The following is a 19294-nucleotide window of genomic DNA, read 5'->3' as shown; positions in this document are numbered from 1 at the left end:
TACGAGATGTACGACGAACCTGAGTATGTCGACGCTGCCGTCGAGCGGCTCGCCCACTTCTACTCGGACAACCTGTAAGTCGGAAGTGACGGCCCAGTACCCGGAAGAGCTCACTGATCAGCTGTGGGTCGGATGGGGAGGTCATCGCGCGCGCCGCGACGCGGCCAGGCGTACTCGCGCGGGACCCGCCAAGTAACGCGGGGTGTCGACAATCGACCCGACCGGACCGTGCCGCCCGGCCAGCCGTCTGCCAGGCGGTGTGTTCTGCTCGGGCCGACGCGCGGAACGACATGGGCCCCGTCCCGATTCAGCCCGCGGCGATGGCCCGTTTCGTCACCGACACCACCAACTGCCGGCACAGGTTGCCGTCGCGCGGCGGTCAGCTCTCGAGCAGGAAGCGGGCTTCCGGGTGGTTGTTGGTCCACATGCCCGCGGTGACGGTGCGGACCGCGGCCAGCATGTGGTCGACCTCGGCCATCGTGTTGTACACACCGAACGACACCCGCACGGTGCCGACCACCGACAAGCTGTCCAGCAACGGGATCGCGCAGTGCACGCCGGTGCGCACCGCGATGCCGTGGTCGTTCAGGTGGTTGCCGACGTCGTAGGGGTGCACGCCGTCCACGTTGAAGGAGACGATGCCGCCCCGGTTGGCCACCGGGTCGCCGAGCACCTGGACGCCGTCGATCTCCGACAGGCCCGCGACCGCGGCGACGACGAGGCTCTCGTCGTGTGCCACGACCTGCGGCCATCCCAGCGACTCCAGGTAGTCCACGGCGGCGGCGAGGCCGACCGCACCCGCGATGTTCGGGGTGCCGGGTTCGAAGCGGTACGGAACGGGCATCAGCCGCAGCTCGCGTTCGTACGACACCTCGATCGCGGTGCCGCCGCCCGCATGGTGCAGCGGCATCCGGTCGAGGTGCTCGCGCTTGGCGTACAGGACCCCGACGCCGGTCGGGCCGTACATCTTGTGCGCGGAGAACACGTAGAAGTCCGCGTCGATCTCCTGGACGTCGACCGGCCGGCGCGCGACCGCCTGTGCGCCGTCGACCAGGATCGGGACGCCGTGCCGGTGCGCGACCCGCGCCAGGTCGGCCACCGGGTTGACGGTGCCGAGGACGTTCGAGATGTGGGTGACGGCCGCCAGCTTCACCCGGGAGGACAGGTAGCGCTCGAACACCTCCGGCGATACGGGCTCGCCGCGTTCGGTCGGCACCACGACCAGACGCGCGCCCTTCCGCTCGCAGAGCTGGCGCCACGGCAGCATGTTCGAGTGGTGCTCCAGCCCGCTGATCACGACCTCGTCGCCGGCCTCGACAACCGTGTTCCCGAAGCTGTGGGCGACGAAGTTCGTGCTTTCGGTGGCGTTCTTCGTGAACACCACCTCGGTCGCGTCCGCGGCGCCGATGAAGTTCGCCACCGAGATGCGTGCGCGGTGGTAGGTCTCGCTGCCCGCCATGCTCAGCTTGTACATGCCTCGGCCGCCGTTGACGTTGGCCGTGGCGTAGTACGACGACATCGCGTCGATGACGGAGGCCGGTTTCTGTGTGGTGGCCCCGTTGTCGAGGTAGACGACGGCGTCCGCCCCCTGGGCGAAGAACGGGAACGACGCACGTGTCCGATGTGCCCATTCGTCGACGGATAACTGCTGCTCGATCGGGCGCTCCGGCGCGGTGGTCATCTGTTTCTCCTTCACGGAAGTTGGGGCTTTGTCCTCAGTCGGCGCAGACTCCGCCGACGCGCTGCAACCGCGGGTTCCGTACACCGCGCCCGCGCACCGGCGCCGTGTACGTCAGCTTGACCGGCGGGATGTCCCCGGTGCCGAGCACGTGCGGGCCACCGCACAGGTCACGCCAGACCCGCGCCCCCGACCAAGGGTCGACGTTGTCGTAGATCGTCACCAGGTCACCGTTGTCCCGCAACAGGTCCACGAGCCGCACGCGGTGGGGTTCGGCCGAGAACTCCCGCGCGGCGGTCGCGGCGTCGACCTCGCGGCGGACGAACCGCTGCCCCTCCGCGATGATGCGCGTCATCATCCGCGCCACCTCGGCGAGGAAGTCCGGCGTGAACGGGACGGGCACGTCGAAGTCGTAGGCGAAGCCGTCCCCGGCCACCTCGCCGCCGCGGCCCAGCTTCGCCGTGGGACACAGCCGTTGCACCGCCTGCGCGAGCACGTGCCCGGCGGAGCGCATGACCACCGCCCGCCCGCCAACGGTGCTCGCCGCCACCGGCTCGACCGCCACCGCGTGCCCGGGGACCCAGCCCAGGTCCCGCAACCGGCCCCACGGGTCGCGCACCACGACGACGGCATCGGGTCCCGTGGCCGGCAGCCCGCTCTCCCCCACGACGGCACTCGCCGCGGTTCCGGCGGGCACGACGATCCGTTCGGCTGACAGGGACGGACGACAACGGACGGGCAGGGCCGTGGATATATTCCGCACCGGATTCATCTCCTGACGAAGCAGGCGGCCAGCTGTCACGGTTTTCGGACCGCCGGGACAAGTTAGCAATCGCGTGATCGACGCGACCTCAGCGAAATGTCAATCAATTGTCGACGCGGGCGGGTCATCCGGTTCGACCGGTTCCGCCCGCACGAGGCCCGCCCGCCACTGCTCGGCGACCTGGTTGAGCGCGACCTCAAGCAGGCCGGCGAAACCGCTCGGCTTCCACCCGGGCGGCAACGGCGGATCGCCGTCGATCGGCCAGATGCTGTAGCACCGTTCAGCGTTGACGATGACCTGAAAGAATTCTGGGGACTCCGCTGGCGTCATCTGTTCTTCCCTGCAGGGGCGGTCGATACCCCCGCAGGGTAGAAAGAACGAGTTCGCCCGCGGTTACGTGAGAAAGCGGTGCCGTGCCAAGCGCATCGACACGGTCGTGCCCGCACCTGCCCCGCTGGTGATGTCGAGCGTGCCACCGAGCAGTTCGAGCCGCTCCCGGATGGACGACAGCCCGATGCCCGGTTGCGAGCCGATGGTCTCGGCCACGTCGAACCCCAGCCCGTCGTCACGCACCACCGCGTGGACCTCCGGACCGTCCACGGCGACCGTGACGGTCAGGTTGCGCGCGTCGGCGTGCAGGACCGTGTTCCGGATGGCTTCCCGGAGCACGAAGTACAGCTCCTCGCTGACCGCGGCCGGCAGGTCGAGATCGTCGTCGACCGAGACCGCGACGCGGATCCCGGCAGGCACCCGCCACGCGAGGTAGCCGGACAACGCGCTCGCCAGCCCGCCGAACTCAACCGGCGACTCACGCAGCTCCCTGGCGAGGTTGCGGACCACCTCGAGTGCCTCACGCAACGCGACCCGGGCCGAGTCCAGCCGCCAGCGAGCCCGCGCGGGGTCGCGGTCGACGTACACGTCGTGCAGTTCCAGGTCCTGCAGCGCCACGCCGACGGCGTGCGCCGCCTGGTCGTGCAGCTCCCTGGCGATCCGGCGCCGCTCGTCCCGGTTGGCGTTGTTGACCTTCGCGAGCAGGAAACCCGCGTAGGACATCGCGCCGAGACTGAGGCGCCGCGCGATCGACTCGTGCAGGCCCACCATGCCGGCGCGCACCGCGTGCTCGTTCACGCGCCGGGCACGCAGTGCCGCGTGCACGAACGGGAGCAGGACGTCGAACATCACCACGGCGGCCCGCAACGACTCGACGGGGTGCACCCGGTGGGTGGCCCTGCTGGCGCCGATCTCGGCCGCGAGCAGTGCCGCGGGCCGTACGCTCCGGACGGCGCCGGTCACGGTGACCGCCACGTCGTCGAGCACCGAGCCTGCCTGTCGCTTGAGCTGTTCCGCCGCCTCGGCGTCGTCGACGAGCGGGCTGTGCAGCGCACGCAACCGGTGCTCGAACGACACCATGGCCTCGTGGCGGGCAGCAGGGGTGAACACCGGATCGCTGTCAGCCAACGCCTCCGACACCCTGCCTCCTCGCCCGAACCCACCCATGACGTGCGGTCAGAATATTTTCAACCATACGGCCTTGGTGGCCAACATCTGCCCTCTCAGGCGACCTGGTCCAGCGCGAGACAGAGGAACAACGTCAGGTGCGTGGCGTACTGGGTGACCATGAAGACCCGGTACGGCCTGCGTTTTGCGGCCCGGTCACCCTGGCCGAGCGGAGTCGTCGCGACCAGCGCGAGCACGGCCGACCCCACACACACGACCACCGCGACAGGCAGCAGATCACCGGCGAGCCCGGCGCTGAGGAGGACGAACGTCCAGCCGACCAGACTCGCCGCGGCGGCCATGACCACGCGTGCCCGCCACTCGCCGAGCAGCACCGGCAACGTGCGCCTGCCCGCCAGGCGGTCGCCCGTGGTGTCCGACAGGTCCTTGGTCCACCCCGCGAGCCCCATCCACCCCGACATCGCGATGCCGAACACCAGCACCGGTCCGTGCGGGCTCCCGGCGCCCGCGGCCTGCCAGCCCGCGAGGTAGGTCAGCACGCCGAGCGCGAACACCGAGACGAGGAAGCCCGGCATGTACTGCTTGCAGGGACGCGGTCCCATCGAGTAGGCCCAGCCGACCGCGAGCATGAGCACGACCAGGAGCAGCATCACCGGCGAGACGAGCGCACCGAGGACCAGGCCGGTCGTCGCGAGCGCCCAGACGATCCGTTCGGCCGTCTCCTCTGGCAGGTCGCCGCGCGCGATCGGCCGGGTGGACCCGTTTGCCCGGTCCTCGACCACGTCGGCCACGCCGTTGAGCAGGTACACGGCCCAGGTGGCGGCGAGCCAGCTCAGCGCGGCGGTCACCGCGGTCGCCGCGGCGACCTCGCCAACGTACGTGGCGCCGAGCGCCGCGCCGGCCAGGAACCGGAGCATGAACACAATCTGGACGACCGGCCGGGCCTCGTGCCAGGCGAGCCGGACCGACCGGGCGAAACCGATGGCGTCAGCGGATTGCGACAGCGTTTTCGTGGTCATCATGTGTCCCGTCACTAGAGTTTCGACGTTTCGGGATGTGCCGAGACATTCGATACTCACCGCCGCACCGGGCCAGCGCCTCGCGCGGAGGTGCAGTCGCACCGAGACGTTGGTGACAGTGCCACTACTACCTTCGGCCACATGTCGGTTGTCCTTCCGGAAGGTGGCCTTGAGCAGCACCGAGCGGGGCCCATACGTTCCGGTCGTGGACAGCTTGACGATGCCTGGAGCACGCCGGGGGGACCGGGCCGTGGTCGCGCACTTCTTCGGGGACTTCACCCTCCGGGTCAGCGGCTCGAGCGTGGATCGCTGGCACGCTGGCAAAGCGCGGGACCTTTTCCAGTACCTGCTCGTGAACCGCGGCCGTGTGGTGCGCCGCGAAAAGCTCTTCGAGGTGTTGTGGCCGGGCCACGCGTGGACCCCGACCGCGAGCTCGCTCAAGGTGGCCATCCACTCGCTGCGGCGCATCCTCGGGGACGCGGTGGCGCCGCTGGTGCAGATCGTCAGCCGCGACCAGGGTTACCTGCTGAACGCGCCGGACGTCTGGCTGGACATCGACGAGTTCGACCTGAGCATGGCGGCAGGGCGCGCGGCCGAGGCACACGGTGAGGACGCCGGGGCGCTGACCGCGTACCGCAGGGTCGCCGATCTCTACAGCGGCGACTTCCTCGCGGCGCAGACGGCCGACTGGGTCGACGAGCAGCGGCAGTGCTACCGGGCCTTCGCCCTCCACGCACTGACGTGGCTGCGCACGCACGCACTGCGCGAGCATGACCACCCGAAGATCATCGACCTGTGCCGCCGGGTCCTGGACATCGACCCGTACCACGAGGAGATGTACCAGACGCTGATGGTGATCCACGGCAGGCGGGGCGAGCTGGGGCAGGTCCGCGAGTGGTACCGCCTGTGCACCCGCCGCCTCCTCGACAACCTCGATCTGGCGCCCACCGCTGCCACCGAGCGGATCTTCACGACGGCCGTGCGAGGGGAACTTCGTCCCGCGGCCACGTCCGTGCTGGGAGCCGCACCGGTCTGACGACTCCCGGTTCCGCATCGGCCGAACACCGCCCGCAGGTACCCCCCGATTGGCTATCATGAGCGGCATTTGGGGGTGAGCGATGTCACACCAGCTGACGGACGACAGCGAGTCGGTGTTCTCGACAGAGGTCCGCCACGGTGTACTCGAATCGATGCGGGCGCTGCGCAACCCGCTGATGGCCGATTCGGTGGCCGCCGAACAACTCCTGCGCCAGGCCGACGCCGTGCTGGACGATGTCGCGGCGGCCATGAGGGACGGCGGCGGCCAGGGGACCGGGTGGCAGACGACCGAGCTCAGCGACGAGATCGCGATGAGCCGGGCGAGCCAGCGCGTGCCACCGACCGAGTCACTGCGTACCGCGATCGCGATGTTCGAGATCCTGCTGCCCGCCGTCGTCGACGCGGCGCGGGAGAGACGGATGGACGAGCAGGCGCTGATGGACGCCGTCGCCAGCCTGCACGAGTCGATCCTGCGCAGGCTCGGCCAGGGTGCGATGTCCTACGCGGGCTTCCTGCTCACGAAGGTCAACAACGCCAACCGGGACGAGCGGCGCCGGATCGCCAGGGAGCTGCACGACCAGGCGGCGCACGCCGTCGGCGTGGCACTGCAGGACCTCGAACTGCACGACGTCTACGTCGACGAGGACACCACCCGCGCGCGGAACCGCATCGCGAGTGCGCGCACCGCGCTCAACGAGGCCATCACGGTGGTGCGCCACCTGGCGCAGGAACTACGCGAGTCGCCTGCCGAGGTCGGCAGCCTGGAGCGGGCGCTGGCGGACTACCTGACCTGGCGGGTGCCACCCGAGATCCGCACGAAGCTCTCCGTCGCCGACGACATCGACGCGCCGAACCAGGCCTGCGAGGAGCTGTACTTCGTGCTCCGGGAAGCCATCCGCAACGCCGTCGTGCACGCGGAGGCACAACAGCTGGAGGTGCTGGTCGCTCTCGCGGACGGCGACATCCACGCCACTGTGCGCGACGACGGGCGGGGGTTCGACGTCGACGCGGTCGCGGCGTCGGCGGCCGGCGTCGGGCTGTCGTCGATGCGCGAACGTCTCGAACTGCTCGCGGGCACCCTCGAGATCATCAGTGTGCCGGGGAAAGGAACGACCATCTCGATCCGCATCGCACACCCTGGGCAGACCGCATGACCGGACGGAGCGGCGAGCAGGTCACGATCGTGGTCGCCGACGACCACACCCTGTTCCGCCAGGGACTTCGCGAGCTGCTGTCCACCGACCCGTCCTTCGAGGTGGTCGGCGAGGGTGAGACCAGTGACGAGGCGCTGGAGCTGATCAAGAAGCACCGGCCCGAGGTGCTGCTGCTGGACGTCGAGATGCCGGGCCCCGGCGCCAAGGCCGTGATCGAGCAGGTCGCCGTCTCCTACCCCGAGACCGCGGTGATCATCCTGACCATGCACAACTCGCCGGCGATCGTGCGGGACCTGCTGGAGAGCGGCGCCGCGGCGTACCTGATGAAGACGATCGCGCGGGACGAGCTCATCTCCGCCGTCCGCTCGGTGAGCCGCAGCAGGGCGAACGTCATCCTGTCGGTGCCGAGGACGACGCTCCAGTCACTGGAGCGGCAGCACGAACAGCACACGCTGTTGTCGGAGCGGGAGCTCGAGGTGCTGCGGCTCGTCGCGAAGGCCATGAGCAACGCCCAGATCGCGGTGCGCCTGTTCATCAGCGAAGGCACCGTCAAACGGCACCTCACGAGCATCTACTCGAAGCTGGGCGCGGTCTCCCGTGTCGACGCGATCAAGAAGGCCGAGCGCGCCCACCTGATCGACGGCCGCGAACGATAGACCGCCGCTGGGGCGCAGGCCACCCGGCGCTGGACCGCGACCCTCGCCATAACTGATACCGAACCTCTTTCGCGTATGGTGGTAAAGCCGCGTTGGATCCCGCGTGATGCGGCAAGACGGCATCCCAGTGATCCAGGTGCGAGAAACCAGATGACTTCCCCCGAACACCACCAGTTCTACCGCGTCGTCACGAACGACGACGGGTGCTATTGCATTTGGCCGATCGACATCCCGCTCCCCCCTGGATGGGAACCGACCGGGTTTTCCAGCGGCGGGTACGTCGCGTTGAGCCACGTCGCCGAACTGTGGCGGTCCGCGCTCGCGCACGCGGACTCCCTCGATCAGCCGAACAGCTCGTAGGCGGGTACACAACGAGCGCATAACCGTGGCATAGCCGGGCTCTGCCAACCTGATCCTCATTGTGAACCGAGGAATTAGGGGGCAGATCGTGCGACTCGACATCAACCTGCTGGGACCGCTGGAAGCCACCTTCGACAATGTCCCGGTCGCGCCCTCGGCGGCCAAGCCCCGACAACTGCTGGCCATTCTCGCGATCGGCGCCGGGCACGTCGTGCCCGTCTCGACGTTGGTGAACGAGATTTGGGGGCACGAGCCGCCGCGTTCCTCGGTCGCCACACTGCACACCTACATCGGAAAACTCCGGAAAAGACTGAACTCGGCCGCCGGGGACGGCACGGAGTGCGACGGCAAGAAATTCCTCACGACCGAGGCGAACGGCTACCGGTTGGACGGCGACCTCGTCCGGCTGGACGTCCACAAGTACGAGGAACTCGCGAGCGCGGGCCGCCGGGCGGCCGAGAACGGCGACTACGCGACCGCCTCCCACAGCCTCACCGCCGCGCTGTCCCTGTGGCGCGGCCCCGCGCTCTGCGACATCACCACCGGTCCGCAGCTGACCGTCGAATCGGTGCGGCTCACGGAGACCCGCCTTTCCGACCTGGACGCGCGCCTCGAAGCCGACCTGTGTCTCGGCCGCGACCGCGGGCTGCTCGGCGAGCTGGCCGGGCTGTGCGCGCAGTACCCGTTGTCGGAGAGCATGTGCGGCAAGTACATGCTCGCGCTGTACCGCTCCGGCCAGCATTGGCGGGCGCTCGAGGCCTTCCACCGGTTACGTGCCGGACTGGTCGAGGAACTCGGTGTGGACCCCTCCGCGAGCATGCGCCACCTGCACGAGGCGGTGCTCCGCGGTGACCCTGAGCTGGACGGGCGGCGCCCGTACGCCGCCGACCGGACGATCGCCCACGCGATCGCCGGATAGGGGGCACCCAGTGAGCGAGTTCGCGCACGAAACACGCCCGCCCGCAGCCGACCGCCTGAGCTTCTCCCTGCTCGGCCCGGTCCGTGCCTGGTCGGGCGACCACGAGATCGCGCTCGGGTCACCACAGCAGCGAGCGCTGCTCGCGGTGCTCCTGCTGCGCGTCGGGGAACCGGTCCCCAACGAGGACGCGGTCCGGGCACTGTGGGGCGACACCGCGCCGAGGTCCGCGGACGGGACGGTGCGCACCTACGTCTACCGGCTCCGGCGCAAGATCACCGAGGTGGTCGGGGCCCACCGGCTCGCGCTGCGGTCGCACAGTGGCGGCTACCTGCTGACGGCGACCGGCGCGACGATCGACACGGACCTGTTCGAACGCACGCTCGACGACGCCCACCGCTTCCGCGGGGAAGGCGACCTCGACCGCGCGGTACGGACGTTCCGCGCCGCGCTCGCGCTCTGGCGCGGCGCCCCGTTCGCGGGCGCCGACACCACCTACTTCAACACCGAGCGGGAACGGCTCGAACAGCTCCGCACCGCCGCCGTCGAGGAGCTGGCGGAAGCGGAGATCGACGCGGGGGAACACGGCAGCGCCGTCACGACGGTGAAGACCGCCCTGGTCGGGCAGCCCCTGCAGGAGAAGCTGTGGGAGCTGCTGCTGCGGGCACTGTCCGGGCTGGGCAGGCGCGCCGACGCGCTCACCGCCTACCAGGACGCCCGGCGCGTGCTCCGTGGCGAGCTCGGCCTGGAACCCGGGCCCCGGCTGCAGGAGCTGCACCGCGACCTGCTCGCCGCGGCGCAGGTGCGCCCGGCCCTCGGCGTGCACGCGGACGCCGCCAGGACCGGACCGCCGGTGCCCGCCCGGATGTCGGTCGCCGCCGACGGCTTCGTCGGCAGGACCGCGGAACTGGCCGAGCTCACCGGCTGGCTGCGCGACCCCGGCCGGGCCGCGCTGGTCGGCCTGCACGGCGGCGCGCGCATCGGCAAGACCGCGCTGGCCGTGCGCGCCGCCCTGACCCTGCGGCCGCACTTCCCCGACGGCCAGCTGTACGTCGGACTGACCGGGCCGGATGGCCTCCCGCTGGCACCGGAGGCGGTACTGGCCGGGCTGTTGCGCGGACTCGACGTGCCGTCGGCGTCGCTGCCGCGCACGCTGCCCGAGCTGACGGCGCTCTGGCAACTCGCCGTCGACCGCAAGCGGGTGCTGGTCGTGCTCGACGACCTTCAGGACAGCAGGCAGATCCTGCCCCTGCTGCCGAACTCCCCGGTGCCGTCGGTGTTGCTCACCAGCAGGCACCAGCTCGCCGACGTGCCGGACCTGCACTCGCTGAGCCTCGGCGGCCTCACCCTTGCCGACGCGCTCCAGCTGCTCGGATCGCTCGTCGGGCACGGCCGCCTCCACCAGGACGTCGAGGCGGCCGCCCGACTCGTCGCCACCTGCGCGTACCGGCCGGAGGCCGTGCGCGCCGCGGCGGCCCGGCTGCTGAACCACCCGCACCGCACGCTGCGGGACCTGGAGCGCGGCCTGAGCGCACCGGACGACGACAACGTCCACCACATCGCAGACCGCCACGCGCTGCTCGGCGCGTGAGCGCACCACCAGACCTGAACGGAGGTTCGATCGACCATGCCCGAACCAGACCGTCCGGGCTCACCGACGACGTCAACTATTTCCGCCGGTTCTTCATGGAGGAGACATGAACCGCCAGTCCGCTTCGTCGTCCCGCAGGCCCCGCAAGCCGAGGTGGCTGTCCCGGCTGCCCGACGAGTCGGCGACCGCACGGCTGTTCTGCTTCCCGTACTCCGGGTGCGGCGCGTCGATGTACAGCAGGTGGCCACAGTGGATCGGCTCGATCGAGGTGTGTCTGGTCCAGCCGCCGGCCAGGCAGAACCGCATCGCCGAGCCGCACTACGAGACGTACGGGGCACTGGCGGCGGCACTGGTCGAGGAGATGCCGCCGTATCTGGACCGCCCGTTCGCGTTCTTCGGGCACTGCGGTGGCGCGCTGCCGGGGGTGGAACTGACCCGGCAGCTCGGCGAAGCCGGGCTGCCCCTGCCACGGCGGGTGTTCGTGTCCTCCCAGGTCGCACCGCACGACGGCCCGTACGGCCGGTTCCTCCAGCTCGACGAGGAGGCACTCACCGGGGAGCTGCACAAGATGATCGTCAGCCTGGGTGGCGTGCCAACCCCGGAGCTGGTCGAGATGAGCCTGGAGGTGCTGGTCAAGGACGTCGAGGCGAACAAGCGCTACATCGTCCCGGAGCCGTTCCGGCTACCCGCAGGTGTCACCGCGATCGGCTGGTCGGAGGACCCGGAGATCCCCATGGACCTGATGGGTGGGTGGCCCGAGGCCACCGACGACTGCCGCTACGCGCTCTTGGAGGGCGGCCACTTCGAGTTCCTCGACGCGCCCGCGGCGCTGCTGGCCGAGTTCGAACACGACCTGCGCACCGACGAGGCTGTCACGGCCTGAGCACGCGGGACGGGGTGGGTGGCCGGACAGCACCCCGCCCCGTCCCGCGCACCACCCGGTCACGTCAGCCGGTGCCGCCAGCCGTACGGGTCCGGCGCGAGCCCCTGCTGGATGGCGATGAGCCGCTCCCTGAGGAGCCGGGTGACCGGGCCCTGCTCGTTGCCGTTGATGTCGAACCCGCCGGTGACGTGCCGGACGGCGCCCACCGGGGCGATGACCGCCGCGGTGCCGCACGCGAACACCTCGGTCAGCTCGCCGGACGTCGCCGTCTTCTCCCACTCGTCGACGGAGATCCGGCGCTCCTCGACCTCGTAGCCCAGGTCGGCCGCCAGCAGCAGGACGGAGTCGCGGATGACGCCCGGCAGGAGCGACCCGGTCAGCTCCGGCGTGACCATCCGCGAGCCGAACACGAAGAACAGGTTCATCGCGCCCATCTCCTCGACCCAGCGGCGCTCGGTCGCGTCCAGCCACACCACCTGGTCGCAGCCCTCCGCGGCGCCTTCCGCCTGGGCCACCAGGGTTCCCGCGTAGTTTCCCGCGCACTTGGCCGCGCCCGTGCCGCCCGGCGCGGCACGGACGTACTCGTTCGACAGCCACACGCGCAGCGGGGCGATCCCGCTCGCGAAGTAGTCGCCGGCGGGCATCCCGACGAGGACGTACAGGTACTCGGTGCCCGCCCCGACCACCAGGTCGGTCGACGTCGCGAACATCAGCGGCCGCAGGTAGAGCGACCGGCCGTGCCCGTCCGGCACCCAGCGATCGTCGCGGATCACCAGCTCCCGCAACGACTCGAGGAACCACTCCTCGGGCAGCTCCGGCATGGCGAGCCTACGTGCCGACGCACGGAACCGGCGCGCGTTGACCTCGGGGCGGAAGCATGCCACCGAACCGTCCGGCTGGCGGTACGCCTTGAGTCCTTCGAAGATGGCCTGCCCGTAGTGCAGGGCCGAGGTGCACGGGGACAGCTCCAGCCGTTCGTGCGGGCGGACGACCGCGTTGTGCCACCCGGCCTCCCTGGTGTGCTCGATGGTCACCATGTGGTCGGTCACGTGCTTGCCGAAGCCGGGGTCGGCGAGCACCCGCGCGACCCGCGCGGGGCTCGCCACCACCGGGGTGCGAAACTGTTCGAAGTGGACAGTCATGACCGGCGCCTGGTCGCGGTCAACGGCAGGTGCTTGATGCCCGCGATGAAGTTCGAGTGCAGGTGCACGGGTTCCCCCGCCAGCTCGAAGTTCTCGAACTGGCCGAACAGCTCCGTGAGGAACTCGTTCAGCGTGATGCGGGCGACCGCGTGCCCGACGCAGAAGTGCGGCCCGATGCCGAAGGCGAGCTGGCGCCGGGCGTCGCGGCCAGGGTCGAACCGGTACGGGTCGGGGAACACCGCGGCGTCCCGGTTGGCCGACCCGATCCAGGCGACGACCGCGTCGCCGGCGCGGATGCTCACCCCGCCCAGTTCCACGTCGTGCTTGGCGTAGCGCATGAAGTGGCTGACCGGCGAGGCCCAGCGCAGCGCCTCGTTGAGTCCCCGGTCGAGCAGCTCCGGATGGTCGGCCCATTCGGCGTACCGGCCGCTCTCGACCAGCTCCAGGATGACCGCGTTGGGCACCTGCGGCGTCGTGACGTTCGCACCGAGCAGCAGGCTGTAGCAGTTGGACGTGATCTCGCCCGCGCCGAGCTTGCTGCCGTCCTCGAGTTCCATGGTGCGCAACAGATCGATGAGGTCACCGTCACCGTCGCCGTCGCCCTTGCGCCTGCTCATCGCGTCGGAGAAGGTGGCGAACAGCTCGCGGTGGGACTGCTGCAGAGTAGCCCTGCCGCCCTCGGGCAGGACGTACTCGGGATCCTCCGGCGCGGCGGCCTGCGAGGTCAGGAACGTCAACCAGGGCCAGTCCGCGCGGTCGAGGCCCATCAGCATGCCGGCGACCGCCATCGGCAGCTTGCCGGCGAGTTCGGCGAAGTCGAACGGCTCGCCGTCGACGATCCCGGACAGCAGCGACTTGATCTCCCCGCGGATCATCACGCGGTGCCGCTCCAGGATCCGGCCGTTGAGCGCGCGCTGGACGGGCGAGCGCATCGCGGTGTGCTTCGGCGGATCCGTGGCAGGCAGCTGCCTGCCGCTGGCCGGGTCTTTCCTGCCGAGCAGGTTCAGCAGGGTGCCGTGCTCGGAGGTGAACACGGTGTGGTCGCGCAGCACCCGGGTGACGTTGTCGTGGGTGGTCGTGGACCAGAAGCCCAGCTTCTCGTCGAACTGCTGCCAGTGCACGGGTTCCCGCTCGCGCATGGCGCGCCAGATCGTGTGCGGATCGCCCTCGCCGTGCACCGCGGCGCTGACGAGGTCGGTCGTCCTCAGGTCGACGGGCTCCTGCCCGGTCGGACGGGTCAGTTTCATCGGTCGTCTCCTCCCCCGGCGCCGGCGCCCACGATCTCGGCGAGCCCCGCGACAGTCGCGTTGCGGAAGAACAGCTGTGCCGCCGGCATCTCCACCGACAACGTGTCCCGGATCTTGGCGAGGACATCGGCCGCCACGAGCGAGTTGCCGCCGATGTCGAAGAAGTCGTCGTGCACGCCGATGCGCTCCACCCCGAGCACGTCGGCCAACAGGTCGGCGAGCAACGCCTCGATGGGCGTGCGCGGCGCCGTGTACTCGGTGTCGGTGGCCCTCGGTTTGTACGCGGGCGCGGGCAGGGCCCGCCGGTCGATCTTCCCGTTGCGGGTCAACGGGAACTCGTCCATGAGCACGACCGCCGCCGGGTCCAGGTGCCTCGGCAGCCGCCGGTGCAGGGCGAAACGCAGCTCCGGCACCAGGTTCTCGTGCTGGTCGTCCGGCACCACGTACGCGACGAGCACCTTCTCCCCCGGGGTGACGTCGTCCCGCGCGACCACCACGGCCTCCCGCACCCCGGGGTGCCCGGCGAGGACCGCCACGATCTCGCCGAGTTCCACACGGTAGCCGCCGACCTTGACCTGGTCGTCGACCCGGCCGCGGAACTCGAGCACACCGTCGGCGCCGCGGCGCACGACGTCGCCGATCGCGTACATCCGCTCGCCGGGGTGGAACGGGTCGGCCAGGAACCGCTCCGCGGTCAGGCCCGGTCGGCCGAGGTAGCCGCGGGCGAGCCCGCCGCCCGCGGTGTAGAGCAGCCCCCACTCGCCGTCCGGCACGGGCGCCAGCTTCTCGTCCAGCACGTACAACCGGGTGTCGGTGACAGCCCTGCCGATCGGGACGGTCTCGTCGACCGGCTCGGTCACCTGGTGGCAGGTGGTGAAGCAGGTGTTCTCGGTCGGCCCGTACCCGTTGACCAGCCGCAGCTGCGGGAAGGCGGCGTGCACCCGGTTGATGTGCGCCGGCGAGAGCACGTCACCGCCCGCTAGCAGCTGACGCAGCCCGCCGAGCCGGTCGAGGTGACCGTCGGCCACGCGGTGGAAGAGCCCGGTGGTCAGCCACAACGTCGTGACCTTCTCCTGTTCGACGGTGTCGGCCAGCTCCTCGAGCGACAACGTGCCCGGCGGGTGGATCACCAGGCGGCCGCCGTTGCACAGCGCGCCCCAGATCTCGAACGTCGCCGGGTCGAAGGTGAGCGCGCACAGCTGCAGGAACGTCTCGTCGGGACCGAAGTCGGCGTAGTCGCCGTCCCGCACGAGCCGGACCACACCCCGGTGGGGCACGGTCACGCCCTTGGGCCTGCCGGTCGAGCCGGAGGTGTAGCACACGTAGGCGAGGCTGTCCGGCACGTTGCCCGACTCCACCGGCGCCGCGCCCGCCACCTCGTCGGGGGTCTCCTCGTCGCCGTCGAGGCTCAGCACCGTGACGTCGAGTTCGGGCAGCAGACCTGCCACCCGCTCGTGCGTCAGCAGGATCCGCGCGCCGGCCCCCGCCAGCATGTAGCGGAAGCGTTCCTCGGGTTCGTTCGGGTGCACCGGCAGGTAGGCCCCTCCCGCCTTCAGGATCGCGACGAGCGCGACCACCATCTCGAACGACCGCTCGACGCACACGCCGACGATCGACTCCTGGCCGACGCCGAGCGCGCGCAGCCGCCGCGCCAGCCGTTCCGCCCGCTCGTCGAGCTGGGCGTAGGTCATGTCCTCGTCACGGATCCGCAGGGCCGTCGAATGGGGACGGCGCCGCACCTGGTCGGTGAACAGCTCGGTGATCGTCGCTTCTCGCCAGTCCTGCATGGAGCTCATCTGCTTCTCATCTCCTCGTCATCGGGTCGAAGGTGCGGTGCCGGTCAGGCACCCATCCGGGCGATGAGCGAGGCGGGCCGCATGTCGACCCACTCGCGTTCGACGAACTCAAGGCAGTCCTGGCGGCCCGCGGGGCCGAACACGGTCGTCCAGCCGGCGGGCACGTCGACGAACCCGGGCCACAGTGAGTGCTGGTTCTCCTCGTTCACGAGCACGCGGTAGTCGGCCTGCTCGTCCTCGAAGGGGTTGCTCACGGTCGTCTCTCCTCCTCGGTGGTGGGTGGTCAGTTCCGGGGTGCCAGGTCGTAGAAGCACACCCGCGGCCCGGCCTCCGGCCGGTGGTAGATCCGCCTGCACTCCAGCTCGCTCTTGTCGAACACGCGGAGCCATTCGGCGCGCTCCCGCGGCATGCCCTGGCCGGTCAGCAGGTGGATGAGGAAGAAGTCGTCGTCGTTGTCCTTCGCGTCGTAGCGGATCTCCGGTTCGCCGACGAGGACGATCCGCGCGTCCGGCAACGTGGCCCGGTACGCGTCGAGCACGTCGACCACGGCCTGCTCGCCGTCGCGGAACAGCTCGTGCAGCGCGCTCACGACGCACATCCCGTCCGCGGCGCGGGCAGCGGCCGGCCAGGTGTGCGGGGCGAACGCGTCACCGACGACGAACTCGACCCGGTCGGCAACGCCGGCCCGCCCGGCGAGCCGCCGCGCCTCCTCGACCGCGTCCGCCGAGATGTCCAGCCCGACCCCCGTCAGCTCCTCGTCGGCGAGGCACGCGTCGACCAGGAGGCCACCGCCGCCGCAGCCGACGTCGAGCACCGTGCGCACACCGCGGCCACGCATGGCCCGCACCAGCACCGGTGTGTGGAAGACGGAGAAGAGCGTCGCGCAGTGCCTGGCGAGCGGACCGCCCCTGCGTTCGACGTCGGCACCGTAGGTCGCGCGGCCGGTCAGCAGGTCGCTCATCCTGCTCATCACCGGCCCGTATGCCTCGAGGTAGATGCCGAGCCTGGCCAGCGCGACGTCGCCGGTGAGCAGTTCGCCCTTGCGGGTGAGGGAGTAGCCGCCGTCGCGGACCTCGACGACCCCGCGCATCCGCAGGTAGGTCAGGAATCCCTCGCCCATGCCGTCGACCACGCCGTCGAGCAGCCCGTTCTCGGGCAGCCGCCGCCCGGCACGCAGGTTCGCCAGCACCCCGGTGTCCACGAGCGCGAACACCGCGTGGCACAGGTTCATCGCGCTGATGATCTCGGGCATGGTGGAGAGCCGGAAGTCCTGCCATATGTCCAGCTGGGCGCCGTCGCGCAGCGCCACCAGTTCGGGTTCCACGGCCATCAGCTCCGTTCCGCCGGTTCGCGGCGCTCCGCGGGTACCTTCCCGAAGTCCTTGTCGCCCTTGAGCAACGCCCGCACCAGTCCCCAGTGGAAACCGACGTAGGAGTTCACCGTCACCGGGTGCGGCACGGGCATCGCCTTGTGCAGCCGGTGCAGGTTCACCGACGCGACCGCCGGGTACCGGTGGTGCTCGGCGTGGTAGTTCCCGTTCCAGATGAAGTACCGGACGAAACCGTTGGACCGCACGGTCCTCGTGTTCCGCATGACGTCCGGGGTGCCCCACAGCCCGTAGTGCTCGGGCAGGCTCAGCACCATCGCGGCCGGCATGACGAGGAACAGCGGCAGCCAGTAGGCGACGAGCAGTGCGAACGGGAAGAAGACCGTCAGCACCGCCATGAGCACGAGCCAGCCGACGACGGCCCAGTTGTCGACCGACGCGTCGCGCCCGCGCTCGCCGTCGGCGACGACCTCCGGCAGCTTGCCGCGCGAGTTGTCGAGGATGAACTTCGCGTTCAGCGGCCAGAACGACAGGCCGGACATGGCGTGGAAGTACTCGCGTGCCTTCTCGAAGTGCTGCGGGCGTTCGGTGTCGCCCTCGACGCCCGTGAGGCGGTGGTGCACGAGGTGCTCGTGCCGGTAGATGGTGAAGTTGAGCGTGATCGGGGCGCCCCACATGGCGCCCGCGATCCGGTTGCCCAGCTTGGAACGCAGGTGTGCCCGGTGCACGCAGTCGTGGACCGCGTTCAGGAACCCGGTCAGCACGAAGGCGAGGAACACCGAGAACGCGAGCGCCCACCAGCCGACCTCGGGCCGCAGCGCCAGCACGACGGCGGCCGCGTAGGACCCGAGTATCACCACCGTCCTGACCGCGACCCGCCTGCGGTCCGCCCTGGCCAGACCGGCCACCAGCGCCCGGTCCGGCTCGTCGTGTGCTTGTCGCATCGTCATGTCCTCACCTCATTCCACGAGTGCCGGATCGGTGACCGTCCCCGCCACAGCACGCAGGTGTTCCTCGATCTCCCGCACCCGTTCGCGGGTCGGTCCGATCAGGACGCATTCGGTCGCCTTGCCCAGCTCGGCGTCGTAGCCGAGTACGATCGCGCCCTCACCCGACTCAGGGGTGAAGTGCACACCGTTGCGTCGCAACAGGTCCACCGCGTCGGCGAACCGCATCGGGGTGAGCACGCGCAGCCCGGAGATCACGTGGTGGTCGGCGTAGGCCGGCCCGAACAGCTTCTCCCCGATGTCGTGCAGCGCCGTGCACCCGCCCCAGCGGGCGTTGATCTCGTTGAAGTACAGGGCCCCGTCCACGGTGCGGATCCCGTCGATGTTCAGGTGTCCCCGGTAGCCGAGCCGGGCGGCGAGGTCGGCGAGCCTGCCGGACTCGGTCAGCGCCCGTGCCGCGGTGCCCGGCGGCAGGTCGGCGGGGATCTCGAGACCCACCCACACGAGGCTCGGGGCGTCCGGCTCGCCGACCGCGTCGCGCCGCAGCCCGGTGTCGAGCATCCTGGCGATGCCGTCGGGGCCGATGTGGTACTCGAAGTAGAAGATGTCGGTGGCGTGGTGGTAGGCCTCCGCCACCAGGACCTGGCCGTCGACGCCTGCCAGCTCGCGCCACAGCCGGGCGACCGCCTCGACGCGGTTCCCGTTGACCGCGACGGTTTCCCGCACCCCGTTGAGCGGCCCCGCCTCCTTCGTGGTCAGTGCCCGGTTCCCGGCGCCGCCGAGGTCGTTGTCGCGCTTGACGATGACCGTGCCGGTCTCGGGCAGGAGCCGCTCGACGGCGGCGGCCAGCTCGGCCTCGGTGGTGACGATCGCGCCCGCCGGGAGCGTCACCCCGGCACCGGCCGCCAGCTGGCGGAAGTGCGACTTGCGGTTCAGCAGGTCCGGCCCGCGCTGCGCGGTGAACCGCAGCCCGGTGTCGATCGGCAGCCCGAGCAGTTCGGCGAGCGCGGCGACGGCCTCGGTGTGCGCGGCGGGCAGCAGCTCCCACTCGGTCGACCCGCCCATCGCCGCACGCAGCCGCGCGACCAGGTCCGGCGCGGTCAGCGTCTCCTCGTCCACGTCGCGGCCGATGTTGAGCACCGTGACCTTGTCGCGGTCGATGCCGGACAGCTCGCAGAGGTAGTCGAGGAACTTCTCGTCGACCGGGATGGCGCTGACCACGATGTCGCCCTCGTGGACCATCCACATCTGCCGGGTGACGCCGATCTCGCAGCTCAGCCCGTAGTTCATCAGCAGGATCTTGTTCACTGCCACGCCTC

Annotated in this window: 19 protein-coding genes; 7 read left to right on the top strand and 12 right to left on the bottom strand. The window is 70.4% G+C overall.

Annotation, left to right across the window (positions count from 1 at the left end; translation table 11 throughout):
- Nucleotides 1-379: 379 nt before the first annotated feature.
- The 5 genes from VGD70_RS28095 to VGD70_RS28075 all read right to left on the bottom strand — a co-directional run bounded on the left by VGD70_RS28095 (nucleotide 380) and on the right by VGD70_RS28075 (nucleotide 4918).
- Entirely contained in the window at nucleotides 380-1681 is a 1302-nt protein-coding gene (locus VGD70_RS28095) for a cysteine desulfurase (protein ID WP_331086536.1), read from the bottom strand.
- 34 nt (nucleotides 1682-1715) lie between these two features.
- Nucleotides 1716-2375, bottom strand: coding sequence for a hypothetical protein (locus tag VGD70_RS28090; protein WP_331086534.1), 660 nt, complete (start codon nucleotides 2373-2375; stop codon nucleotides 1716-1718).
- Nucleotides 2376-2540: 165 nt separating this feature from the next.
- Nucleotides 2541-2771, bottom strand: a complete 231-nt coding sequence (locus VGD70_RS28085) for an MbtH family NRPS accessory protein (RefSeq protein WP_331086532.1) — start codon at nucleotides 2769-2771, stop codon at nucleotides 2541-2543.
- 63 nt (nucleotides 2772-2834) lie between these two features.
- Nucleotides 2835-3911, bottom strand: coding sequence for a sensor histidine kinase (locus VGD70_RS28080; protein WP_331086530.1), 1077 nt, complete (start codon nucleotides 3909-3911; stop codon nucleotides 2835-2837).
- A gap of 83 nt (nucleotides 3912-3994) precedes the next feature.
- A complete protein-coding gene (locus VGD70_RS28075) occupies nucleotides 3995-4918 on the bottom strand; it encodes a UbiA family prenyltransferase (RefSeq protein WP_331086528.1) in 924 nt (307 codons plus the stop codon).
- Nucleotides 4919-5123: 205 nt separating this feature from the next.
- Between VGD70_RS28075 and VGD70_RS28070 the strand changes: the two genes are divergently transcribed.
- The 7 genes from VGD70_RS28070 (at nucleotide 5124) to VGD70_RS28040 (ending at nucleotide 11516) form a co-directional block, all read left to right on the top strand.
- Nucleotides 5124-5954 carry an AfsR/SARP family transcriptional regulator gene (locus VGD70_RS28070; RefSeq protein ID WP_331086526.1) on the top strand — a complete coding sequence of 277 codons (831 nt, stop codon included), beginning with the start codon at nucleotides 5124-5126 and terminating at the stop codon, nucleotides 5952-5954.
- A gap of 82 nt (nucleotides 5955-6036) precedes the next feature.
- A complete protein-coding gene (locus VGD70_RS28065; protein WP_331086524.1) occupies nucleotides 6037-7110 on the top strand; it encodes a sensor histidine kinase in 1074 nt (357 codons plus the stop codon).
- On the top strand, nucleotides 7107-7766 hold the full coding sequence (locus VGD70_RS28060; RefSeq protein ID WP_331086522.1) for a response regulator transcription factor: 660 nt from the start codon (nucleotides 7107-7109) through the stop codon (nucleotides 7764-7766). The genes VGD70_RS28065 and VGD70_RS28060 overlap by 4 nt, the downstream gene beginning before the upstream one ends.
- Before the next feature lie 75 nt (nucleotides 7767-7841).
- On the top strand, nucleotides 7842-8126 hold the full coding sequence (locus tag VGD70_RS28055; protein WP_331086520.1) for an MbtH family NRPS accessory protein: 285 nt from the start codon (nucleotides 7842-7844) through the stop codon (nucleotides 8124-8126).
- 88 nt (nucleotides 8127-8214) lie between these two features.
- Entirely contained in the window at nucleotides 8215-9045 is an 831-nt protein-coding gene (locus tag VGD70_RS28050; protein WP_331086519.1) for an AfsR/SARP family transcriptional regulator, read from the top strand.
- Nucleotides 9046-9055: 10 nt separating this feature from the next.
- Nucleotides 9056-10633, top strand: coding sequence for an AfsR/SARP family transcriptional regulator (locus VGD70_RS28045; protein ID WP_331086517.1), 1578 nt, complete (start codon nucleotides 9056-9058; stop codon nucleotides 10631-10633).
- 106 nt (nucleotides 10634-10739) lie between these two features.
- Nucleotides 10740-11516, top strand: a complete 777-nt coding sequence (locus tag VGD70_RS28040) for a thioesterase II family protein (RefSeq protein WP_331086516.1) — start codon at nucleotides 10740-10742, stop codon at nucleotides 11514-11516.
- Between the two features lie 59 nt (nucleotides 11517-11575).
- On the opposite strand, the gene VGD70_RS28035 is transcribed toward VGD70_RS28040, so the two are convergent.
- Genes VGD70_RS28035 through VGD70_RS28005 form a run of 7 tightly spaced genes read right to left on the bottom strand, consistent with a single transcriptional unit; the run spans nucleotide 11576 to nucleotide 19289 of the window.
- A complete protein-coding gene (locus tag VGD70_RS28035) occupies nucleotides 11576-12658 on the bottom strand; it encodes a branched-chain amino acid aminotransferase (RefSeq protein ID WP_331086514.1) in 1083 nt (360 codons plus the stop codon).
- Nucleotides 12655-13905 (bottom strand): cytochrome P450, encoded by a 1251-nt coding sequence (locus VGD70_RS28030; RefSeq protein WP_331086512.1) that lies wholly within the window; start codon nucleotides 13903-13905, stop codon nucleotides 12655-12657. The genes VGD70_RS28035 and VGD70_RS28030 overlap by 4 nt, the downstream gene beginning before the upstream one ends.
- Nucleotides 13902-15701 (bottom strand): non-ribosomal peptide synthetase, encoded by a 1800-nt coding sequence (locus VGD70_RS28025; protein ID WP_331086510.1) that lies wholly within the window; start codon nucleotides 15699-15701, stop codon nucleotides 13902-13904. The genes VGD70_RS28030 and VGD70_RS28025 overlap by 4 nt, the downstream gene beginning before the upstream one ends.
- A 44-nt stretch (nucleotides 15702-15745) precedes the next feature.
- Nucleotides 15746-15955, bottom strand: coding sequence for an MbtH family protein (locus VGD70_RS28020; protein WP_331086508.1), 210 nt, complete (start codon nucleotides 15953-15955; stop codon nucleotides 15746-15748).
- Between the two features lie 29 nt (nucleotides 15956-15984).
- Nucleotides 15985-17025 carry a class I SAM-dependent methyltransferase gene (locus VGD70_RS28015; protein WP_331086506.1) on the bottom strand — a complete coding sequence of 347 codons (1041 nt, stop codon included), beginning with the start codon at nucleotides 17023-17025 and terminating at the stop codon, nucleotides 15985-15987.
- 5 nt (nucleotides 17026-17030) lie between these two features.
- Nucleotides 17031-17978, bottom strand: a complete 948-nt coding sequence (locus VGD70_RS28010; protein ID WP_331086504.1) for a fatty acid desaturase family protein — start codon at nucleotides 17976-17978, stop codon at nucleotides 17031-17033.
- 9 nt (nucleotides 17979-17987) lie between these two features.
- Nucleotides 17988-19289: a peptide ligase PGM1-related protein gene (locus tag VGD70_RS28005; protein WP_331086502.1), complete on the bottom strand. Its 1302-nt coding sequence runs from the start codon at nucleotides 19287-19289 to the stop codon at nucleotides 17988-17990.
- Nucleotides 19290-19294: the final 5 nt, after the last annotated feature.

Origin of the sequence: Actinophytocola sp. (assembly GCF_036402745.1) — a bacterium.
In the GTDB taxonomy this organism is placed as follows: Bacteria; Actinomycetota; Actinomycetes; order Mycobacteriales; family Pseudonocardiaceae; genus Actinophytocola.
Note: the sequence above shows the minus strand (reverse complement) of the source record. Positions and strands in the feature narration are given on the sequence as shown.